Below are 20924 nucleotides of genomic sequence, written 5' to 3'. Positions count from 1 at the left end.
ATATTTGATATCATAATATAATTAGCATACATGAAAAAATCCTTAACATATATAGCCTTGGCAATCGTCGGAACATTAGTGAGTTGTAAAGACGAAGTTCAGAAACCGAAAGTGATTTATGATGCTGCCAGCAAATCAAATGTTGTGTCCAAAACAGATTCAACGCAGATTGAAATAGCCGATTTGCCTATTCAGATGGAAGGAACGAGTTATTTAATTCATCCTGTTGGTGATTTACGCGTTTTCGAAAAAGGAACCAAATCACGTTATGGATCTTCGAGTGTAAACGATGTGAGCTTTACAATTTCGAATTTAGGCGAATATGAAATTACGGGATATTTGCAAAACCTGAAGTTTCAAAAAGTCGATTCAGATTCTATTCGACCTTTAACAGATAAACCGGCTTTGATCTTAACGGCTACTTATTTGAAATCGGTTGCAGACAAAACTCAAAACCAAATTATGGTATATACATTGGCTGATGCGGATACCAATAAAGATGGGAAAATAGATTCCAGTGATATCAAAACTTTGTATTTGAGTAATATAAGCGGTGAAAATTTCACAAAGATTTCCGAAGATTTTCAGGAATTAATAGACTGGAGTTTAGTAGAATCTAAAAGCCGTTTATACTTTAGAACAATAGAAGATACTAACCAAAACGGACAATTCGATAAAAATGACGTTTTGCATTACAATTATATTGATTTAGGATCTAAAAAATGGGAAGTGAAGAGTTATAAGCCGATTTAAAGATTCTAAGTTACTAAGGTTCTAAGTTGCTAAGATTTGGAATCAAAAGAAAAAGCCCTTTAAAAATTAAATCAATTAATTTTTAAAGGGCTTTTTCTTTTAAAACGGATAAAATCCTTTTAATCTATATAATCTGTGGCAAAAAAAAACTTAGTACCTTAGAACCTTAGTAGCTTAGTGCCTTTAGATCAATATATCACTTTCCAAATCAGATTTTTCAATCTCGAAACCAAATCCTAAGCGTTCTACGAGCTCAATAACCAGCTTTTTATACCAGTTTTCAGATTTTGGATGAATGTATATCTTTTCAATTAATTGTTTCAGGTCAACGTTTATTTTTATTCCGTCATTTAATTTGATATCGCTTTTTGAAGTATCGGTAAGAATGCGTACTTCACGTTCGTACTGAAAACTTTTTCGTTTAAACAAAAACGGAAAGAACAAGTCATCAAACGGAATGTATTCTTTTTTGTAATCGATGTAATTGACTTCGCCAATGTACTGGTTAAAATTATTTTCGCGTCGAACTGCTTTTTGTAATCTTCCAATAGTAGACTGAATGGCTAATCCTTCGCTGTTTTGGGTAAAAATCTGCCACATGGCAAACGATTCGTATTCGTTAATATGCCAACTGCTGATGGCTACTTTTTCGCGATGTGTTTTGTAGTAATCTAAAAATTCAGGGTTGTCTGCCGCCAGTTTTTTAATTTCTTCAAAAGTAGGTTCGCTAAAAGTGCCTTCATACTGATCTTCAAATTTATCAGATCGGGACATGAATAATTTCTTCGACAATAATAAATCAAGAAATTTAGATAAGTCTAAGTATTTCCAAACAATAGTATCCGGATCATCAGGAAGCGTTATGTTCGGATTGTTGAGATACATTTTTTGAGTTTTAAGATTTATTCTAAAAAAAAAGCCACAGATTATACAGATAAATATATGATTTTAATTCAGTAGTAGAAAAATAATCCGTGTTAATCTGTGTAATCTGTGGCTAAAAGTTACTTCTTTTATTTAGGATTCAAAAGACTGCATCGTTACCAGCTTATTGTAAGTTCCGTTGTGCGTAATTAATTCCTCATGCGTTCCCTGCTCAACGATTTTTCCTTTTTGCATCACTACTATAAGGTCTGCTTTTTGAATGGTCGAAAGACGGTGTGCAATTACAATCGAAGTTCTGTTTTGCATCATGTTCTCTAAAGCCACCTGAACAAATTTTTCGCTCTCTGTATCCAAAGCAGATGTTGCTTCATCCAAAATCATAATAGGAGGGTTTTTCAGTACCGCACGTGCAATCGATAAACGCTGTTTTTGTCCTCCTGAAAGTTTGTTTCCGCTATCTCCAATGTTAGTGTAGATTCCTAAAGGCAATTCATTTACAAATTCAAAAGCATTCGCAATTTTTAGAGCTTCAATAATTTCATCATCTGTAGCATCTAATTTTCCTAACGAAATATTTGCTTTTATAGTATCATTAAATAAAATACTATCCTGAGTAACCAATCCCATTAAACCACGAAGAGATTGTAAGTTCATGTCTTTTATGTTGATTCCGTCAATAGAAATAGTACCGTCATTTACATCATAAAAACGAGTCATTAAGTTGGCAATAGTACTTTTTCCGCTTCCTGATTGTCCAACTAGTGCTACGGTTTGACCTTTTTTAATACTAAGAGAAAAGTCTTTTAAAACCGTTTCGTCCTGATATTTAAAATTGATATTTTTAACCTCGATACTATCATCAAAAGATGTTTTTACAATAGCATCAGGTTTAGAAGTAATAGGGTTTTCCTGATCTAAAATTTCAAGAACACGTTCAGCTGCTGCATTCCCTCTTTTTACTCCGTAAGAAGCTTTAGAGATTGCTTTTGCAGGAGTCAGGATGTTGTAAGCTAATCCCATATAGGCGATAAAAGCAGCGCCATCTAAGCTTTTGTCTATTAAAACCATTTGACCTCCGTACCACAATAATATAGCAATTACAGTGATTCCCATAAATTCACTTGCAGGAGAAGCTAAGTTCTGGCGATTACCAATACTATTTGATAAGTTGAAAAAACGTTCTGTAGAATTTTGAAAAACATTGTTAAAGTAATTTTCAGAATTGTATCCTTTTACAACCTTCAAGCCTCCAATTGTTTCTTCTATAGTCGATAAAAAAGTACCTTGTTCCTGCTGCGCTTTAGTAGATTGTTTTTTAAGCTGTTTTCCAATTAATGAAATGATATAACCGGAAACAGGAATAAAAATAAAAACAAAAAGTGTTAGCTTAGGACTTATAATCAACATTGTGGTTATGGTGAAAATGATAGTCAGAGGTTCTTTTACAATAAGTTCCAGAATGGCCAAAAATGAGTTTTGTACCTCATTTACATCAGCAGAAATTCTCGAAATAACATCTCCTTTTCTTTTTTCAGAATAAAAAGCCAAAGGCAGTTCAAGTGTTTTCTTGTACATTGCATTTCGCATGTCTCTTAAAACGCCATTTCGCAAAAAAGTGATAAAAAACATAGCGGCATAATCAGCTAAGTTTTTAAGTAAAAAGATCGAAATAATAATCGCGACCATTATCGATAAAACATACCCGGATTCATGTGTGCCTTTTGTGGTGGTAATGTAATAGCTTAAATAATCCTGACCATAGTCCTGAATTTTTAAAATTCCCTGATATACTGGTTTTACCGTAATTTGCTTGTTTTTATCAAATAATACCTGAAGCATCGGTATTAAAGCAACAAACGAAAGAGTGCTAAAAAGCGCATACAAAACATTGAAAAAAATGTTTAAGAATGCATATTTTTTATACGGATATATAAAAGGGATTATTTTTTTTATGTTACTCATTTATTTATAGATGTTGTTTTCTGCTATAGCAATGGCTTTTTCCAGTTTTTCTAGCAATAATTCTAAAGTGATTTGCTTAGAATTTTAGCTGAAATTGTGCACACAATGTGTGCACAATTATAATTTGTTGAAATAGAGTGTTTTGATTTTTATCGTTATGCAATTTTAACTTGATAATAAAACTGATTACTATTTCGGGTAATAATTTTTTATTTCAATTGCATTCCTGCAATGATGTTTTGTATTTTTTCGTCTAAATAACTTTCCGCAGCATCAAAATTAGAAACCGAATCTAATTCTGCATTAACACTAATGTAGAATTTAATTTTAGGCTCAGTTCCACTTGGTCTTGCACAAATTTTAGAACCATCTTCTGTATAATAAATCAATACATTCGATTTCGGAATATCCATTGTAGATTCTTCGCCAGACAATAAATTCAAAGCAATCGATGATTGATAATCTTCGACCATAATTACTCTTTGTCCGCTGATTTCTTTCAAAGGATTTTGGCGCAAATCAATCATCATTTGATTAATTTCCTGTAAGCCTTCCATACCTTTTTTGGTTAATGAAACCAGGTATTCTTTATAGAAACCATTTTCTACATAAAGTTGTAAAAGTTCATTGTAAACGCTGCTTCCTGCCGCTTTTGCCTGAGCCGCAACTTCGCATATTAATAAAGTAGCTGCAACAGCATCTTTATCTCTCACGGCGTCACCCACCATAAAACCAAAGCTTTCTTCACCACCGCCAATAAATTCAAGTTCCGGAAAATCTTTGATCATTTTGGCAATCCATTTAAAACCGGTCAAGCCAACTTTACATTCAACGCCATAACTTGTAGCCAGTTCCATCATCATCGGAGTCGAAACAATTGTAGAACCTACAAATTGTTTACCGTTTATTTTACCTGCTTTTTTCCATTGTTTCAATAAGAAAGAGGTCATTAAAATCATCGTCTGATTTCCGTTAAGCAAAATCATTTTGCCATCGTTGTTTCTCACCGCAACACCAAGACGGTCGCAATCAGGATCTGTTCCTACAACAATATCAGAATTGGTTTTATCGGCCAAAGCCAAAGCCATAGTCAAAGCCTCAGGCTCTTCAGGATTTGGAGATTTAACCGTTGGGAAATCTCCGTCAGGAATTGCTTGTTCCGGTACAATATGAACGTTTTTATACCCCGCTTGAGCTAAAGTATCCGGAATAGATTTTATAGAAGTTCCGTGCAATGAAGTAAAGACAACATGTAAATTATCTTTGGCTTCAGCCGGAGTATTAAAACTTGCGTTGTCGATAGATGATTTTATAAATGCTTTGTCAATTTCAGTATCAATATATTCAATCAGACTTTCGTTAGCATTGAATTTAATTTTATCGTAGCTTAAATTTTCGATTACATTAATAATTGCAGCATCCTGAGGAGGAACAATCTGCCCGCCATCTTCCCAATATACTTTGTATCCGTTGTATTCCGGCGGATTATGAGAAGCCGTAAGTACGATTCCGCATTGGCAGCCTAAATGTTTAAGTGCAAATGATAATTCAGGAGTTGGTCGTAAGTCAGAGAATAAATAAACGTGAATTCCGTTTGCCGAGAAAACATCAGCCACAACTTTAGCCAAAGTATTACTATTATGACGACAATCATAAGCAATAACCACTTTTAAAGGCTGGTTTGGAAAAACTTCGTGTAAATAATCAGATAAACCCTGAGTATTTTTTCCAAGCGTATATTTGTTGATTCTGTTGTTTCCAACGCCCATAACACCACGCATTCCGCCAGTTCCAAATTCAAGATTTTTATAAAAACTTTCCTCAAGTTCCTTTGGCGACGTAGTCATTAATTCTTTAACCGCAGCTTGTGTATCGTTGTCAAATGTAGGTGTTAACCATTCGTTTACAGCATTCAGGATATTAGGTGCTATATTCATCATTCGTATATTTTTATATTTAATTTAAAATAATAATAATTTTCAGGAGCTATTTCCTGCTGTCCGTTATATCTTTTATGGCGAACCCCGCCATAAAAGGATGTCACTCCCATCAGGGCTAGGGCTTCAAGTTAAAAATTAACCTCTCGGGCTACTTTGTAACGCGCTTCGTTGTTTTTAGTTCTCAAAATAATTTCTCCAAGAAAACCTGCAAGAAACAATTGAGTTCCTAAAATCATAGTTGTTAAAGCAATAAAAAACCAGGGATTGCTTGTTACCAGGCTATATTTCATTCCGTTATACATATGGTATAATTTAGAAATACCAATATATGCGGCAGATAAAAAACCGATAATAAACATTACCGAACCCATTGCGCCAAATAAGTGCATAGGTCTTTTTCCGAATCTTGACAAGAACCAAATTGTAATTAAATCCAGGAAACCGTTTATAAAACGCTCCATTCCAAATTTGGTTTCGCCGTATTTACGAGCCTGGTGAATCACCACTTTTTCGCCAATTTTATTAAAACCGGCATTTTTGGCCAAAACAGGAATATATCGGTGCATTTCGCCCGAAACTTCAATGTTTTTTACCACCGTATTTTTGTAAGCTTTTAATCCGCAATTGAAATCATTCAATTCAACTCCCGAAGTTTTTCTGGCCGCCCAGTTAAAAAGTTTAGACGGAAGATTTTTTGCTACAACAGAGTCGTAACGTTTCTTTTTCCATCCCGAAACCAAATCAAATTTCTGAGCCGTGATCATTTCGTACAATCCCGGAATCTCATCCGGACTATCCTGCAAATCGGCATCCATAGTAATAATAACGTCTCCTTGTGCTTTTGCAAAACCAGCATGCAGTGCCTGTGATTTTCCAAAGTTCTTCATGAAACGAATTCCTTTTACATTAGGGTTTTCGTTAGAAAAACTTTCGATAATATTCCAAGAATCATCTGTACTTCCATCATCTACAAAAATGATTTCATAAGAGTAATTATTAGATTGCATCACTTTAATAATCCACGAGTAGAGTTCTTTTAGTGATTCCTCTTCATTAAGAAGCGGTATAAGTATAGATAAATTCATTTAATTTTTTATAAACTTTGAGGATTGTTATTCTTTATAATTGCCCCTATAAGCGATGAATACAATAACCCAAAAAATGAGTACATAACAAGCGTTACAGGAAAAACAATAAACGGGTTCATGAATTTTTTTATCATCGTGATTCCCATCTCCATTTCTTTGGCTGCCATTTGAGGATTCTTAGCCAGCATTCCTTCTTTCGAAATGTCGATCATTTCGTTTATGAACTCCGGGAAAATGAAATTAAAAATAACACTGAAAGTCGCATAGACAAAAGCAGCAACAAAAGTGATCGAAATTCCAATTTTTAAGCATTCACTAAAAGAAATGAAACCGTTATTGATGTTTTTCTTATAATTATTACAACCTATATATATAAACAGGATTGGTAGTATAAGATAGTTTGCTATGTTTACAATTGAGCCGGCACTAGAATTTACTAGTGATTTCATGCCAATTACGTACATAATAACGAATTCTAAAACCATGATAACACCAAACAAAACACCATATATAACTGATGATTTAGCAGGAGAAGTATTTTTTTCCATAAAACGATGATTTATTAATCCACAAATATAGCAATTCCCAATATATGAGAGATAAAAAAGCTTTTTGAATTTAACTAAAAAAAAGTGGGATAAACATTTGTAGATTAAAAAAGAATTGTAAATTTGCAAACTGAAATAATTAAAAGTTTTAAACAAAAAAAGAGTATCCTTTGTTTACACCTTTTTCTAACCATGAAAAAGCTTCAAAATAAAAATGCTCTAAACAATAAATAAAAATAAAAGATGAAAAAAGGAATTCACCCAGAAAATTACAGATTAGTTGCATTTAAAGACATGTCAAATGACGAAGTTTTTATCACTAAATCTACTGCAGATACAAAAGAAACAATTGAAGTTGACGGAGTTGAGTATCCAGTTGTAAAAATGGAGATTTCTAGAACATCTCACCCTTTTTATACTGGTAAATCTAAACTTATCGATACTGCAGGACGTATTGATAAATTCAAAACTAAATATGCAAAACACGTTAAAAACTAATAACTGTTTTAATTTATACAAAAGCCTTCCAATCGGAAGGCTTTTTTTATGCACAATTTTCTGTTATAAAATTTAACCGAAAAGTCCGCAACGCTTTGTAAATAATGACTTTGCAACCTTTGCGCAAGACCTTTGCGGGCTTTGCGGTTAAATGATTACCAATATAAAAAAATATGATTCTGGACAATATTTTAGTAGTAGCTCTAAAAAAAAGCAGCTATTTTTTGCTTTGAATTAATGTGCATTTAATGAAAACGCATAAATATTTGTAACTTTGATCTCGATAACCAAATCAATTTTAACAATATAAATTTATTTTATGAACTACATTCTTTTTGACGGTCCCGTCCGGAATGCTTTACTACCTTTTACTTTTACAAGACCTGTTGCTGATATATTAATCGGAATCATGACGATTCGCCAAAAGTGGGAGGCGCGTTTAGGTTCGACCATAACTACTATTACCGAAGATTACCTATCAACCAAATTCCCGATGGTGGAAATGGAAGAAAACGTGATGATCAATGCAGCATATTTACCAAATGATACGCTTGCAGAACTGGTTTCTGATTTAAAAGAAAACCAGGCGATCTTTAAAGGTGATGATGTGATCGCTTTTTTTACAACAGAAAATCAGGAAGAAGTAGATTTTGATTCTTACGAAATCATTCAATATAACGGAGATGCTCTGACTGTAGAACATACATGGGATATCTTTTCTAAAAATGATGCTGCCATTCGTGAAGATTTTATTTATTTAACCGAAGACAGAAAATCGCAATCTATCCCGAAGAGTGTAAATGTTATTGCGCCTGAGAATGTTTTTATCGAAGAAGGAGCAAAATTAGAGTTCGTTACACTAAATGCTTCAACGGGTCCTATATATATAGGTAAGAATGCCGAAATTATGGAGGGAACCGTAATTCGTGGCCCTTTTGCTTTATGCGAAAATGCTCAGGTAAAACTAAATGCTAAAGTTTACGGAGCTACAACAGTTGGCCCAGGATCAAGAATAGGAGGAGAGGTTAAAAATTCGGTTCTTTTTGCGAATTCAAACAAAGGACACGACGGATTTTTAGGTGATTCTGTTTTAGGCGAATGGTGTAATATTGGAGCCGACAGTAATAATTCGAACCTGAAAAATAACTACGAAGAAGTAAAATTATGGAGTTACGAAACCGAAGGCTTTGCTAAAACCGGACTTCAGTTTTGTGGTTTGATGATGGGAGATCACAGTAAATGCGGAATCAATACGATGTTTAATACCGGAACTGTAGTAGGAGTTAGTACCAATATTTTTGGGAGTGGTTTTCCTCGCAATTTTGTTCCGAGTTTTTCATGGGGAGGAGCTGCAGGTTTTACCACTTATGTAACCAAAAAAGCTTTTGAAACTGCAAAACTAGTAATGGGAAGACGAAACATAGATTTCGACGAAACAGAATCTGCCATCTTAGAACACATTTTTGAGGAAACTAAAAAATGGAGAAAAGACTAATTTTAATTAGATAATTAGTCAATTTGATCATGAGATAATTTAGTAAAGCCCACAGGTTTTTAGAAACTTGTGGGCTTTTTTGTTTTTAAAATTAAATGTTACTTATCAATTTTAGTAAAATCTCCTTTTAGGTTAAATTTTAATTCTAAACCGTTTGTTAGTTTAGCTTCATAGCCAAAAGTTCCTATCTCGATTTTGGTTATTTTCTCTTTACGAAAGTTGGTTTTTACATACGAAGCGATTTTTTTCGGGATAATAGAAGAAGGAATTTTATCTCCATTACCATCAACTTCTTTCCAGTTTCCTTTTTTGTCAAATTCTATTTCAATTTTATTATCAAACTGCACTTTGTATTCTGTAGAAAGAATTTCTTTATCTTCTAATATATAGCTGGGCTTTTTAGATCCAAAGTGAGCCTTTAAAAAAGTTTGTGCATTTGCGGGTAAAGCTTCTTTTTTAATAACGGTTTTTTGTGCATTTGCAGAAAGTCCAAATAGTAATCCTGCAATTAGGCAGACTACCAAGTTTAATTTCGTTCTCATATTTGCTGATTTTAATTGTTATACAAGATAAGACTAAATTTTGAAAGATATATTGAAAAAGAAAAGCCCTGATGTTGGAATCAGAGCTTAGGTTTTATTTTAATTAAAGATTATTTATCAATTCTCAGAAAATTTCCCTGAAGATCAAAAACTAAATCCAAATCATTAGAAAGTTCTACATCATAATAAGTTCTTTCTTTGTCGATAGCTGTTAATAGTAAAGCAGGATAATTTGCAGTTACATAAGCAGCGATTTTTTCTGGTACTAAAGCATTTGGAATAGCCAGGCGGCCTCCGTCAATCTCGGTCCAGTTTCCGTTCGCATCAAAATCAATTTCGAAACCATTTGAAAGAGAAACATCGTAGATAGCACCATTTAGAGCTGCAATATTTTTTTTCTCTACCAATCTGATAACTGCATCAGGAAAATGCGTACTTATTAATGTTGTTGCTGCTGCAGGTAAAGTAGTTGGGTTTACTACAACTTCATTATGATTATCTCCGTCGTGATCAATTCTAACAAAATCTCCCTGCATCGTAAAAACTAAATCTAAGTCGTTAGAAAGTTCTACATCATATTTTGTTTTTTCGTTTTCAATTTGAACTACAAACAAACCAGGATAATTTGCAGCTATATAAGCATTGATTTTTTCCGGAATCAAAGCAGTAGGAATTGGGTTGTTTCCTCCATCAATTTCTGTCCAGTTTCCGTTAGCATCAAAATCAATTTCAAAACCATTTGCAAGAGAAACATCATAAACCGTTCCGTTGTAACTTGGGATATTTAGTTTTACAGCTTTATATACTGCGTTAGGAAAGTAAGTTTCTGTAAATGTTTTTGCTGTAGTTGGAAGTGTTGTTGGTTCGATTACAGTTTTATCAGCAGTTGCATCGTCATTGCTGTCGCAAGAAACTGTAGATAGTAAAATTGATAATGCCATCAAACTTGTTAAGAATGTCTTTTTCATAATCTAGTGTATTTAAAATTTTAAGTTTGTATTATAGTGCAATATTATAATGTGAATTTGGAAACATTTAGGAATTTTCTTATTTTTTTAAATTTAAAAATAAAAAAGCCCCAATTTAAATATTTGGAGCTTTTGGTGTTTAGATATTTAATGATCTATGCGTACAAAATTTCCCTGAGTATCAAATATTAATTCCAAGTTGTTAGAAAGATCAATTTCAATAAAAGTTTTTTCATTGTCAATAGCGATCACAAATTGATTAGGATAATTCACTGTTATGTAAGTTTGAATTTTCTCTGGAATTAATTCTGCAGGAATCGCCTGATGATTTCCGTCAATATCAACCCAATTTCCATTAGCATCAAAATCAATCTCGAAACCATTTGTGAGGTAAACATCATAAATAGATCCATCTGCATCAGCTTGATTCTGTTTTTTTATTATTTGGTAATTAACACCTGGAAAATAAGTTGTAACAAATGCACTAGCCGATGCTGGTAACTCGCTGGCATTAATTACAGATTCGTGATCATCATCGTTATCGCAGGATGTTGTGGAGAATAAAAGTGATAAGGCAATAAAGCCTGTTAAAATTATTTTTTTCATGATTGTAATAATTTAATAAATGATTGTTTTAATTGTCGATTCTTAAAAAACTGCCTTTAGAGTTAAACTCTAATTCTAAGCCATTATTTATATCTACTTCATAACCTTTGTAATCTTTGCTTATTTTGGTTACTGATGTATTAGCAAAATTTGTTTTTATATAAGAAGCAATTGTTTTAGGAACTATGGCCACAGGAATTGAAGTGTGGTTTCCGTCAACTTCTTCCCAATTTCCTTTTGCATCAAATTCTACTTCGATGTTGTTCGTAAACTGAACTTTGTAATCTGTAGCGAAAGTTTCTTTGTCCTTAATTATATAAGAAGGCTCTTGTCCTGCAAAATGGGTTTTTAGAAAAGTTTGAGCATTTGCAGGCAGGTCTGTTTTTGTTATAACTGTTTTTTGAGCGTTTGCAGAAAAAGTCAATCCTACAAGCAGGCATGCGGCCAGTTTTAATTTCGTTTTCATAATTATAAGTTTTTAATTTGATACAAACCTATAACCTGAATTTGGAAACAATTAGGAAAAATATAATAAAAAGACTACTTTTTAGGAAAATTAATTTTGAAGGTATGTCCGTCATTAAATAGATATTCAATAGTAACCGAATAATTGGCAATGATCGATTTTACAAGAGGAAGACCTAAACCAGTAGATTCATTTGTTGTAGTATTACGGTAAAATCTATTGAAGATAAGTTCTGGATTTAATGGATAATTACTTCCACTATTAGAGATTGAAATATTGTTTTTATTTATTGTAAAATTGACAAAACCTTCGGGATGATTATGAATCAAAGCATTTTTTAATAAATTACTGATTAATGCAATTGCCAATCCTTTGTTCATAGTAAAATGTAAAGTATCGTTTTCGATGATAGTAATTTTTACTTTTTTAAAATCGGCAAGATCAGAATAGTCCTCTGTTAATATTGAGATAAGTTTATTAAAGTTGATCTCTTCTTCTTCCGGATATTGTTGGTTTTCGATTTTTGACAGCATTAGCAAAGATTTGTTCAATCGTGTTAATCTGTTTAATGTATCGGTTATCTTGCCAATTTCGATCATTTGTTCTTCTGAAAGGGTTGAGTTTTCTGCAAATAATTCTAATTTATTAATACTTATCGCCAGAGGAGTCTGCAGCTCATGAGATGCATTTTCTATAAATTGTTTCTGACTTGAATAGATGGTTTCATTACGGCTAAGCATTGTTTCTACTTCGCTTGCTAAAACATTAAATTCATCAATAGAGGAGTTAACAGGGACTAATTTGCTGCCTGTTCCAAGTTTTATTTGTTTAATGTTTTCCAGAATGATATAAAAAGATTTCCATATCTTCTTTAAAAGCAAATGGTTGACAGCCAATATACTAATTACCAGCATAACATATAACGCAATTAAGGACAAGAGTAAATCTGCCAGAAGGTCATCTTCTTCGACTATTGATGCTTTTATAATTAGTTCATAAGAGTTTCCGTTATCATCATTAAAAATTGTTTTTAAAACCCGGATAGGTTCATCTTCATTATCGTATTCCATGAATTCAGACGAAGTAAAAAGCTTGTCTTTATGAGAGTAATTACCTTTTGGCAGCGGTTTTATGGTAAATTTATTAATTCCAAATTCAGGTGAATTCAGGATTTTCTTATCTGTAAACACATGTCTCATGATTATGATTTTTGAGTTTTTCAAATCATCATCAATATTATCATGCACTTCGTCCAGAATATGGGCATAAAAGATTCCTGCCCAAATTGGGATCACTACTAGCAATGTTATTGCAAGATAACGAAGGGTATAATTTTGTAATTTCATTAACTCATTTTGTATCCAATACCATAAACTGCCTGAATATCAATTTCGGCATTACTTTCTTTTAGTTTTTTGCGTAAATTTTTAATCTGCGAATATACAAAGTCCAGATTGTCGGCCTGATCTGTATGATCGCCCCAAACATATTCTGCAATAGCAGTTTTGTTTATTAAGCGATTTGGATTAATGATAAAATAATAGAGTAAATCAAATTCTTTTCGGTTTAAAACTAATTCTTTGCCATCAATAGAAACTGTTCGTTGCTCTGGAGAAAGAGTAGTATTTTTCCAAACGATTAGATTATCTCCGTTATGATTATTTCTTCTAATCGCCGATTTGATTCGGGCATGTAATTCAGATAAATGAAAAGGTTTGCTCAAATAATCATCAGCTCCCAGATCTAAGCCTTTCACTTTGTCATCAACAGCATCTTTTGCCGAAATGATAATAACGGCACTTTGCTTCTTTTGTCTTTTTATTTCTTTCAGTAAGTCTAGCCCACTGCCGTTTGGAAGCATAATATCAATGAGTATACAATCATAGTCATACGATCCAAGTTTGTCAGAACCTGAAATGTAATCATGCGCGGTTTCGACTATATATTTTTCTTTTTCAAGTGATTGCTGTACCACTTCACGCAAACCAGCTTCATCTTCTATTATTAAGATTTTCATGTTTCGTTTGTTATGTAATTCAAATGTAAGAATATGGGCTCAAAATAAAGCTTTGTTTCTGGAAACATTTAGGAATTTCTCTAATTAGAAAATGTGCCAATTAGAAAATTAGAAAATGAAATGCTGCTATTTTAAAAGGAATTACATAATTTTCTAGTAACCATCGTTTTACATTATCCCATTATCAAATTACCACATTTTCTAATTCTGAAATTATCTAATTTTCTAATTGGCACATTCTCTAATTAAATCTATCTTTGCACCACGAAAAAAATGGGTTGTCAAATAAACGATGAACCGATAAAACAAATTCACAGAAAGTAATGATTACAGTTAACGATATTTCGGTTCAGTTTGGTGGAACTACATTATTTAGCGATGTTTCTTTTGCTATAAATGAAAATGATAAAATTGCCCTTATGGGTAAAAATGGTGCGGGAAAATCGACACTTTTAAAAATTATTGCAGGTCAGAGCAAACCTTCTACAGGAAGTATTTCGGCTCCAAAAGAAGCTGTTATTGCTTATTTGCCTCAACACTTATTGACAAAAGATGGTTCGACTGTAATGGAAGAAGCATCGAAAGCTTTTGGTGAAATTTTTAAAATGAAAGCTGAAATCGATGAAATCAACGAACAATTAACAGTTCGTACAGATTACGAAAGTGATGCTTACATGAAATTGATCGAAAGAGTTTCTGATTTGAGCGAAAAATTTTATGCAATCGAAGAAGTAAATTACGAAGCCGAAGTAGAGAAAATATTAGTTGGTTTAGGTTTCGAGCGTGAAGATTTTACACGTCAAACTTCAGAATTTTCAGGAGGATGGAGAATGCGTATTGAATTGGCTAAAATTCTATTACAAAAACCAGACTTAATTTTACTGGATGAGCCTACCAACCACATGGATATCGAAAGTATTCAATGGTTAGAAGAGTTTTTAATAAATTCAGCAAAAGCTGTTGTGGTAATTTCGCACGATAGAGCATTCGTAGATAATATTACCAATCGTACTATCGAAGTTACAATGGGAAGAATTTACGATTATAAAGCCAAGTATTCTCATTACTTAGAATTACGAAAAGACCGTCGCGTGCACCAACAAAAAGCATACGATGAGCAACAAAAAATGATTGCAGATAACAGAGCTTTTATTGATCGTTTTAAAGGTACATTCTCTAAAACAGATGCTGTACAATCTCGTGTTAAGATGCTTGAAAAGTTAGTTATCGTACAGGTTGATGAAGTAGATAATTCTGCATTAAAATTAAAATTCCCACCAGCGGCCCGTTCAGGACAATATCCTGTTGTGGTAAAAGAACTTTCTAAGTCTTACGGAGATCATGTGGTTTTTAAAGATGCTAATGTTGTAATCGAAAGAGGTGAAAAAGTGGCCTTTGTAGGTAAAAATGGTGAAGGAAAATCGACTATGATCAAAGCGATCATGAAAGAAATTGGTATCGATGAAGGAAGTGTTGAAATTGGACACAACTCTCAAATTGGATATTTTGCTCAAAATCAGGCTTCTTTATTAGATGAAAATGCTACGATTTTTGAAACTATCGATGCAATTGCGGTTGGAGATGTTCGTACGCAAATAAAAAATATTCTTGGAGCCTTTATGTTTCAGGGTGATGATATAACAAAGAAAGTAAAAGTGCTTTCGGGAGGAGAAAAAACGCGTTTGGCTATGATCAAACTATTGTTGGAGCCTGTGAATTTATTGATTCTGGATGAGCCTTCGAATCACTTAGATATGAAGACAAAAGATATCATAAAAGATGCTTTACGTGATTTCGATGGAACTTTGATCCTGGTTTCTCACGATCGTGATTTCCTTGACGGACTAGCAACTAAAGTTTTTGAATTTGGAAACAAACGTGTTAAAGAGCATTTTGAAGATGTAGCAGGTTTCCTTGCACATAAAAAAATGGATTCTATGAGAGAGATCGAGAAGTAATCTAGTTAAAAATATAATAATATAAAGGGCGTTAGTTAAATCTAGCGCCTTTTTTTTGTTAAAAAATATGGAAAAATGATTATTAAATAAATGTTAAAAACATGATATAAATCAGAATTGTAGCTGTAAGGATTAGATAATTTTAATAGAGCAAAACAGAGCTATATGTAGCTTAATTTTTATTAAAGTAAAATAAGTCTAAACTTTTATCATGAACATTTTAAATAAGTTTTTCTCAAAAAAGATTGCACTTCTAATCTTTTTATTTCCCTTTTTCTCGAATGGGCAAACTACAGATTCAAATGCCCAAAGCGAAGTAAAATATCCTCAATTTAAAGTTCAGGGACTTTTTCAGGGGCGTTATCTAAGTGGTTTTACACCTGGTATAGATGCTGCCACCGGACTACAGCATTCAGATGGTGAAGGGGTCGAAGATACATTCGATATAAAAAGAATGCGTCTGGGGCTTACAACCAAATTAAGCGATGGATTTGATATTGTTGTTCTGGCAAATTTTGCAGACGTAAAATCAGATCCTAAAAACAAGATTCTTGAAAATGCCTTTGCAAGATATATTTTTAATAAAAATATTGGTCTTATGGCAGGTCAGTTTAGACCCGCTTTTGGACTTGAGGAACTAAATCCTGCTGATATCCTTAGATCATTCGATTATTCTAATCAATACACAGAGTTTGGTAATAATGGCTGGGCAAGTTTTCAAACAGGAGCTTCTGTATTTGGAGGGTTTAATTTAGGAAAGCTTCCTGTTAGTTATGCATTTTCTGTCGTAAACGGAAATGGCAGAAATCAGGTATCAGACAAAGACGATGGTAAACAATACTCTTCGCGTTTTGCTTTCGAATTGAATAAAAAACACAATATCAATTTTGGTATTAATGGTGGTATCGGTGAAGTTTTTAATACCAAAGTTTTTGCGGTTGCCTTAGATCTTACAGCCGATTTTAGATTGGCAGATAAATTAATATTGCAAACTCAGCTTGAAGGCAAACAAGGAATAAATCACTACTTATATTATTCTTTAGCAGCAGAATACAGAACAGGAAACATTAATGATTATGAAATGCGTGGCGCTTATTTCTTACCCAATTTAAGGTATGAAATTAAATACCAAAAATTAACCGCCATAGAATTTTCATGTCGTTATGAATATTTTGACAGAAGTTTTAAAGTCAATTCAAATGCCAGACAAACTTATACACCAATGGCAGGTCTGGAATTTGGAAAAGGGTACACGGGACGTATCGAAATGGGAATGCAGTTCGATAATTACAAACGAAACGTCGCCAATACTACAGCATACGATAACAACTTATTTATCATACAATTTCAAGGAAGATTTTTCTAGAAATTAAACTATTGCGTAGTGTTTTGCTACACAAATATTAACTAATCAATAATTTAAAATAAAAATGAAAACAAGTATCAAAATAGTACTTTGTCTCTTTTTTGCAATTGCAGGAATCAATCTTTCTTTTGCAAATAGAACAGACAAAAAAGAGATTATTGCAGAGCAAACCATAGCTCAGGTTTCAGTTCCTTCAGATTCAAAAATAACTGTTCAAAAAGAGATTGCAACACCTTCAAAGGCACAAAATGAAACTGTCAAAAAAGCTTCGACAGATTCCGAAAAAGCAATACCGGCAAATGCTCCGTTTTTGTTTTGGAGTCAATTAGTCTTGCTTCTGGTAATTATTTATTTCGGAATAAAATATGGAGGTATCGCGTTGGGAATGCTTGGTGGTTTAGGAGTTACCTTATTAGTGTTTTTATATGGAGTAGAACCGGGAAAACCTCCAATAGAAGTGATGCTGATTATTCTAGCCGTAGTTACAACATCATCATCTTTAGAAGCGACGGGAGCATTAAATTTAATTGTGAGTTACGCTGAAAAATTGCTTCGTAAAAATCCGAATAAAATTGTTTTCCTGGCACCCTTAACAAGTTTTACGCTTACCATGCTGGTAGGTACAGGTCATGCGGTTTACCCGTTATTGCCGGTTATTTATGATGTTTCGATTAAGAATAAAATTCGTCCGGAACGTCCAATGGCGATGGCGGCAATTTGTAGTCAGTTAGGGATTACGGCGAGTCCAATTTCGGCAGCCGCGGCAGCTTTGGTCGGGATTTTTGCAGCAGCAAATCTGCATGTTAGTCTTATCGATATCCTAAAAATTACAATTCCGTCTTGTCTTGCTGGTTTGCTTCTTGCGGCACTTTGGAGTTTAAAAAGAGGAAAAGATCTAGAAAATGATCCAATTTTCCAGGAAAAAATAAAAGATGAAGAACAGAGAAAATATATTTTTGGAGATCTGGAAGCACAAACTAACAAATTCGGAAAAAAATCTAAAACTGCTTTAGCGCTGTTCCTGCTTGGAATTTTAGGAATTGTAATTATTGCTATTTTTCCCGAAGCCATACTTCCATTAGATAAAGAAGGAAATCCTTTAAAAATGAGTATCGTATTGCAATTTGTAATGTTAGCGGTTGGTGCAATCATACTTTTTGCTACAAAAATATCAGCAAAAAGTATTTCTGATACAAAAGTTTTCAATGCAGGTATGGTCGCAGCTATTATGATTTTTGGTATTGCCTGGATGAGTGATACAGTAATAGAAAACAATAAGCCTTATATTTTATCACTTATTAGCGAAACTGTTACGGCTCATCCGTGGACTTTTGCTCTGGCAATGTTTTGCGCTTCTGCATTCCTGAAAAGTCAGGCTGCAACATTATTAGTTATTATGCCTTTGGGAATTTCTTTAGGTATTCCAACGCCGGTATTGATAGCTTGTATTCCCGCTTCATATGCCTATTTTTTCTTCTGTTTTTATCCAAGTGATTTGGCAGCAATCAATTTTGACAGATCAGGAACTACTAAAGCCGGTTCATGGATATTAAATCATAGTTTTATGATTCCGGGTATGATTGCGGTCTGGACAGCAGTTATTGTAGGTTTTGGATTGGTTGAATTGTTATAAGATTTAATTATTATTAAAAGGGTTTAATTCTAATAAAAAAGCACAAGAGAGATCTTGTGCTTTTTTATTTTCAGATGAATGATTAGGCTTCTTTTAAAACACTTTTCTTTTTAAAATGTAAAGCGATATAGGCGGCAACAAAACAAACTATCCCTATAATAACCATGTTCCAAATAGGTTTTGTAGTTTGAGAAAAACTACCGTTTTCTATAATTAAAATTCTAAAAGCTTTTAGGAAATGAGTCAACGGAATTACGTTTGCAATTGCCTGAACAGCTTGCGGCATTTGACTTAAAGGCCAGGTAAAACCGCTAAGGATAAAACTTGGAGTTGCAATGACCATTAAAATCTCTGTAGCTTTTAATTGGCTAGGAACTAAAATACTGACCAGAATACCTATAAAAGAAACCGATAGCACAAATATGCCGGCAATGAAAGTAAGTGGTAATAAATTTTCATAAAAAGGCAATCTGAACCATAAAGTAAAAAGCCAGTAAATAATCCAAATACCAAAACTCATAATCATATAAGGAATTATTTTTACAGCTAACAAGTTTAAAAGTGAAGGGCATCTTTTAACTAAATCTTTAAAAGTTCCGTTTTCAAATTCTGAAGCAAACGAAAGCGCTAATCCTAATAAAAGAACTTGTTGCAAAACAGTCGCCAAAACGCCTGGCCAAAGAAAATACATATAATTGGTGCTTCGGTTGTATTTTTTTATGAAAGTAGTTTTGAAAGGTTCGTATTGCGATGCCAGTAAATTTTCAGGAACACCTTGTTTTCTTAATGTTTCAATTTGAACTCCGGCTTTCATTGTTCCAAGACAAACCTGAATTGCTGTTGAGGCATAATTGGCGGTCAAAACATTCGAAGTATTTACTATAGTTGTAATCTCCGGATACTTCTTGGTAAGTGTCATTTTTTCAAAATCCTTCGGAATAATAACAACGCAAGTTGCTTCTTTTTCGATAGCAATCTGCGAAAGATTGTTCTGATCGTATAAGATTGAAGCAATGTGAAGAACTTCATTGTCCTCAAACATCTGAATGGCTTTCGAACTTAATTCAGATCGATCCTGATCAATAATAATGATCGGTAAATCGGTCACTTTGCCTTTTCCGTAGACATAACCCAATAAAACGCCATAAAGAATTGGTGCTCCAATAAAAAGCAATCTCAGGACTTTATTGCTCCAGAATAATCTGAATTCCCGTTTAAGCAATGAAAAGAAATTTTGCATAGTTTAAAGAGATAAAGTAACAGTTGTTTTGGTGATAAGATCTTTTGTTTCGTCTATGTTAGAAGGTGTTATTTTTATTTCGAATAAACTTTCCTGCATTTCATAATCAGGATATGCCGTTGCGATATTACCGTAAGCGCCAAGTTGTTTTATTGTAGAAATCGTTCCTTTTATATCTTCTTTTTTATACGGAACATGAACCGTTATTTCCTGACCTTTTTTAAATTGTGCCAATTGATTTTCCGGTATCGTAAATCTAAAATAAGTACTGTTGGCAATATATCCATTAAATAAAGTATAACCCGGTAAGGCCAGTTCGCCAAGATTTAAAGTAATGGTTTCGATACTCATATTTTGGGGTGCAATTATGTAACGTTCTTTATCTGCAGTTTCTACTTCCTGCAAAGCACCAAGAGCTCTGTCTTGTTGTCCAAGAGCCATTGTTTGCTGCTCGATTCTGGCGCCTTTTTTAGCATCATCTAATTCGGCAACAACAGCATTGTATTGTGCCTGAGCTCCTTGGTATTTGGCAAAAGTTTCATCGTATGTTTGCTGCGATATTAAAGAGTCTTTCAGCATATTCGTCAATCGTTTAATTGATTTTTGTGCAAATTCATATTGTTCCTTTAATCCCATTTTTTTGGCTTCAAGCTGTTTAATTTGGTTTTCGGTTGCTCCTTTTACAGCCATTTTATATTGTGCCTTGGCTGATATTACGGCTCCTTCGGCCTGACTTTTTTTTGCATCAACTTCCGGAATATCGAGAATAGCAAGTGTATCTCCTTTTTGTACAATATCGCCTTCCTTGACAAAGATTTTTAAAATTTTGCCCGGAATTTTGCTCACAACGGCAATTTGTTCTTTTTCTATTTTTCCCTGAATTACATTTTCTTTTTTGGCTTTTTGACAGCTTATAAAAATGAAAATTAAACTGACTATGATGATTGCTTTTTTCATAA

The 20924-nt window shown here is 33.3% G+C and carries 19 protein-coding genes; 6 read left to right on the top strand and 13 right to left on the bottom strand.

The features are described from left to right. Positions 1–30 precede the first annotated feature (30 nt). Positions 31–753: a hypothetical protein gene (locus LNP81_RS00830; RefSeq protein WP_230032704.1), complete on the top strand. Its 723-nt coding sequence runs from the start codon at positions 31–33 to the stop codon at positions 751–753. Positions 754–936: 183 nt separating this feature from the next. On the opposite strand, the gene LNP81_RS00825 is transcribed toward LNP81_RS00830, so the two are convergent. The 5 genes from LNP81_RS00825 to LNP81_RS00805 form a co-directional block, all read right to left on the bottom strand. Next, positions 937–1638: a hypothetical protein gene (locus LNP81_RS00825; RefSeq protein WP_230032702.1), complete on the bottom strand. Its 702-nt coding sequence runs from the start codon at positions 1636–1638 to the stop codon at positions 937–939. 132 nt (positions 1639–1770) lie between these two features. Then, positions 1771–3600 carry an ABC transporter ATP-binding protein gene (locus LNP81_RS00820; RefSeq protein WP_230032701.1) on the bottom strand — a complete coding sequence of 610 codons (1830 nt, stop codon included), beginning with the start codon at positions 3598–3600 and terminating at the stop codon, positions 1771–1773. Between the two features lie 209 nt (positions 3601–3809). Further along, positions 3810–5537, bottom strand: a complete 1728-nt coding sequence (locus LNP81_RS00815) for a phospho-sugar mutase (RefSeq protein WP_230040844.1) — start codon at positions 5535–5537, stop codon at positions 3810–3812. 131 nt (positions 5538–5668) lie between these two features. Then, on the bottom strand, positions 5669–6625 hold the full coding sequence (locus LNP81_RS00810; RefSeq protein ID WP_230032700.1) for a glycosyltransferase family 2 protein: 957 nt from the start codon (positions 6623–6625) through the stop codon (positions 5669–5671). Positions 6626–6633: 8 nt separating this feature from the next. Continuing rightward, a complete protein-coding gene (locus tag LNP81_RS00805; protein ID WP_230032698.1) occupies positions 6634–7176 on the bottom strand; it encodes a DUF4199 domain-containing protein in 543 nt (180 codons plus the stop codon). 243 nt (positions 7177–7419) lie between these two features. Between LNP81_RS00805 and LNP81_RS00800 the strand changes: the two genes are divergently transcribed. Both LNP81_RS00800 and LNP81_RS00795 read left to right on the top strand, forming a co-directional pair. Beyond that, positions 7420–7674, top strand: a complete 255-nt coding sequence (locus LNP81_RS00800) for a type B 50S ribosomal protein L31 (RefSeq protein ID WP_029272307.1) — start codon at positions 7420–7422, stop codon at positions 7672–7674. Positions 7675–7993: 319 nt separating this feature from the next. Beyond that, the gene (locus tag LNP81_RS00795; protein ID WP_230032696.1) at positions 7994–9169 is read left to right on the top strand and encodes a GlmU family protein; all 1176 of its coding nucleotides are present in this window, start codon (positions 7994–7996) and stop codon (positions 9167–9169) included. 98 nt (positions 9170–9267) lie between these two features. Here the strand turns inward: LNP81_RS00795 and LNP81_RS00790 are convergent, their stop codons facing one another. From LNP81_RS00790 to LNP81_RS00765, 6 genes are all read right to left on the bottom strand, one after another. Further along, on the bottom strand, positions 9268–9711 hold the full coding sequence (locus tag LNP81_RS00790) for a PepSY-like domain-containing protein (protein ID WP_230032694.1): 444 nt from the start codon (positions 9709–9711) through the stop codon (positions 9268–9270). Positions 9712–9821: 110 nt separating this feature from the next. After that, positions 9822–10679, bottom strand: coding sequence for a PepSY-like domain-containing protein (locus LNP81_RS00785; protein ID WP_230032693.1), 858 nt, complete (start codon positions 10677–10679; stop codon positions 9822–9824). A 147-nt stretch (positions 10680–10826) separates the two neighbouring features. Continuing rightward, positions 10827–11285, bottom strand: a complete 459-nt coding sequence (locus tag LNP81_RS00780; RefSeq protein WP_230032691.1) for a PepSY-like domain-containing protein — start codon at positions 11283–11285, stop codon at positions 10827–10829. A 28-nt stretch (positions 11286–11313) separates the two neighbouring features. Further along, the gene (locus tag LNP81_RS00775) at positions 11314–11751 is read right to left on the bottom strand and encodes a PepSY-like domain-containing protein (RefSeq protein WP_230032690.1); all 438 of its coding nucleotides are present in this window, start codon (positions 11749–11751) and stop codon (positions 11314–11316) included. A 74-nt stretch (positions 11752–11825) separates the two neighbouring features. After that, positions 11826–13097 carry a sensor histidine kinase gene (locus tag LNP81_RS00770; RefSeq protein WP_230032689.1) on the bottom strand — a complete coding sequence of 424 codons (1272 nt, stop codon included), beginning with the start codon at positions 13095–13097 and terminating at the stop codon, positions 11826–11828. Further along, entirely contained in the window at positions 13097–13768 is a 672-nt protein-coding gene (locus LNP81_RS00765) for a response regulator transcription factor (protein WP_230032687.1), read from the bottom strand. The genes LNP81_RS00770 and LNP81_RS00765 overlap by 1 nt, the downstream gene beginning before the upstream one ends. 323 nt (positions 13769–14091) lie before the next feature. On the opposite strand from LNP81_RS00765, the gene LNP81_RS00760 reads away from it, so the two are divergent. The 3 genes from LNP81_RS00760 (at position 14092) to LNP81_RS00750 (ending at position 18725) form a co-directional block, all read left to right on the top strand. Then, positions 14092–15726, top strand: a complete 1635-nt coding sequence (locus LNP81_RS00760) for an ABC-F family ATP-binding cassette domain-containing protein (protein ID WP_083694260.1) — start codon at positions 14092–14094, stop codon at positions 15724–15726. Between the two features lie 211 nt (positions 15727–15937). Continuing rightward, entirely contained in the window at positions 15938–17092 is a 1155-nt protein-coding gene (locus LNP81_RS00755) for a porin (protein ID WP_230032685.1), read from the top strand. 64 nt (positions 17093–17156) lie between these two features. Continuing rightward, positions 17157–18725 carry an anaerobic C4-dicarboxylate transporter gene (locus LNP81_RS00750; RefSeq protein WP_230032682.1) on the top strand — a complete coding sequence of 523 codons (1569 nt, stop codon included), beginning with the start codon at positions 17157–17159 and terminating at the stop codon, positions 18723–18725. A gap of 82 nt (positions 18726–18807) precedes the next feature. Here LNP81_RS00750 and LNP81_RS00745 read toward each other — a convergent pair whose 3' ends face one another. After that, entirely contained in the window at positions 18808–19965 is a 1158-nt protein-coding gene (locus tag LNP81_RS00745) for an ABC transporter permease (RefSeq protein ID WP_230032679.1), read from the bottom strand. 3 nt (positions 19966–19968) lie between these two features. Then, the gene (locus tag LNP81_RS00740; RefSeq protein ID WP_230032677.1) at positions 19969–20922 is read right to left on the bottom strand and encodes an HlyD family secretion protein; all 954 of its coding nucleotides are present in this window, start codon (positions 20920–20922) and stop codon (positions 19969–19971) included. Between the last annotated feature and the right edge of the window lie 2 nt (positions 20923–20924).

This window comes from Flavobacterium piscisymbiosum, from assembly GCF_020905295.1.
Classification (GTDB): Bacteria; Bacteroidota; Bacteroidia; order Flavobacteriales; family Flavobacteriaceae; genus Flavobacterium; species Flavobacterium piscisymbiosum.
This window is presented reverse-complemented; position numbering and strand designations above follow the sequence as displayed.

Excerpts from the sequence above, each read along its gene's own strand:
- LNP81_RS00830 (WP_230032704.1), top strand. The coding sequence starts at position 31 with ATGAAAAAATCCTTAACATATATAGCCTTGGCAATCGTCGGAACATTA.
- LNP81_RS00825 (WP_230032702.1), bottom strand. The coding sequence starts at position 1,638 with ATGTATCTCAACAATCCGAACATAACGCTTCCTGATGATCCGGATACT.
- LNP81_RS00820 (WP_230032701.1), bottom strand. The coding sequence starts at position 3,600 with ATGAGTAACATAAAAAAAATAATCCCTTTTATATATCCGTATAAAAAA.
- LNP81_RS00815 (WP_230040844.1), bottom strand. The coding sequence starts at position 5,537 with ATGAATATAGCACCTAATATCCTGAATGCTGTAAACGAATGGTTAACA.
- LNP81_RS00810 (WP_230032700.1), bottom strand. The coding sequence starts at position 6,625 with ATGAATTTATCTATACTTATACCGCTTCTTAATGAAGAGGAATCACTA.
- LNP81_RS00805 (WP_230032698.1), bottom strand. The coding sequence starts at position 7,176 with ATGGAAAAAAATACTTCTCCTGCTAAATCATCAGTTATATATGGTGTT.
- LNP81_RS00800 (WP_029272307.1), top strand. The coding sequence starts at position 7,420 with ATGAAAAAAGGAATTCACCCAGAAAATTACAGATTAGTTGCATTTAAA.
- LNP81_RS00795 (WP_230032696.1), top strand. The coding sequence starts at position 7,994 with ATGAACTACATTCTTTTTGACGGTCCCGTCCGGAATGCTTTACTACCT.
- LNP81_RS00790 (WP_230032694.1), bottom strand. The coding sequence starts at position 9,711 with ATGAGAACGAAATTAAACTTGGTAGTCTGCCTAATTGCAGGATTACTA.
- LNP81_RS00785 (WP_230032693.1), bottom strand. The coding sequence starts at position 10,679 with ATGAAAAAGACATTCTTAACAAGTTTGATGGCATTATCAATTTTACTA.
- LNP81_RS00780 (WP_230032691.1), bottom strand. The coding sequence starts at position 11,285 with ATGAAAAAAATAATTTTAACAGGCTTTATTGCCTTATCACTTTTATTC.
- LNP81_RS00775 (WP_230032690.1), bottom strand. The coding sequence starts at position 11,751 with ATGAAAACGAAATTAAAACTGGCCGCATGCCTGCTTGTAGGATTGACT.
- LNP81_RS00770 (WP_230032689.1), bottom strand. The coding sequence starts at position 13,097 with ATGAAATTACAAAATTATACCCTTCGTTATCTTGCAATAACATTGCTA.
- LNP81_RS00765 (WP_230032687.1), bottom strand. The coding sequence starts at position 13,768 with ATGAAAATCTTAATAATAGAAGATGAAGCTGGTTTGCGTGAAGTGGTA.
- LNP81_RS00760 (WP_083694260.1), top strand. The coding sequence starts at position 14,092 with ATGATTACAGTTAACGATATTTCGGTTCAGTTTGGTGGAACTACATTA.
- LNP81_RS00755 (WP_230032685.1), top strand. The coding sequence starts at position 15,938 with ATGAACATTTTAAATAAGTTTTTCTCAAAAAAGATTGCACTTCTAATC.
- LNP81_RS00750 (WP_230032682.1), top strand. The coding sequence starts at position 17,157 with ATGAAAACAAGTATCAAAATAGTACTTTGTCTCTTTTTTGCAATTGCA.
- LNP81_RS00745 (WP_230032679.1), bottom strand. The coding sequence starts at position 19,965 with ATGCAAAATTTCTTTTCATTGCTTAAACGGGAATTCAGATTATTCTGG.
- LNP81_RS00740 (WP_230032677.1), bottom strand. The coding sequence starts at position 20,922 with ATGAAAAAAGCAATCATCATAGTCAGTTTAATTTTCATTTTTATAAGC.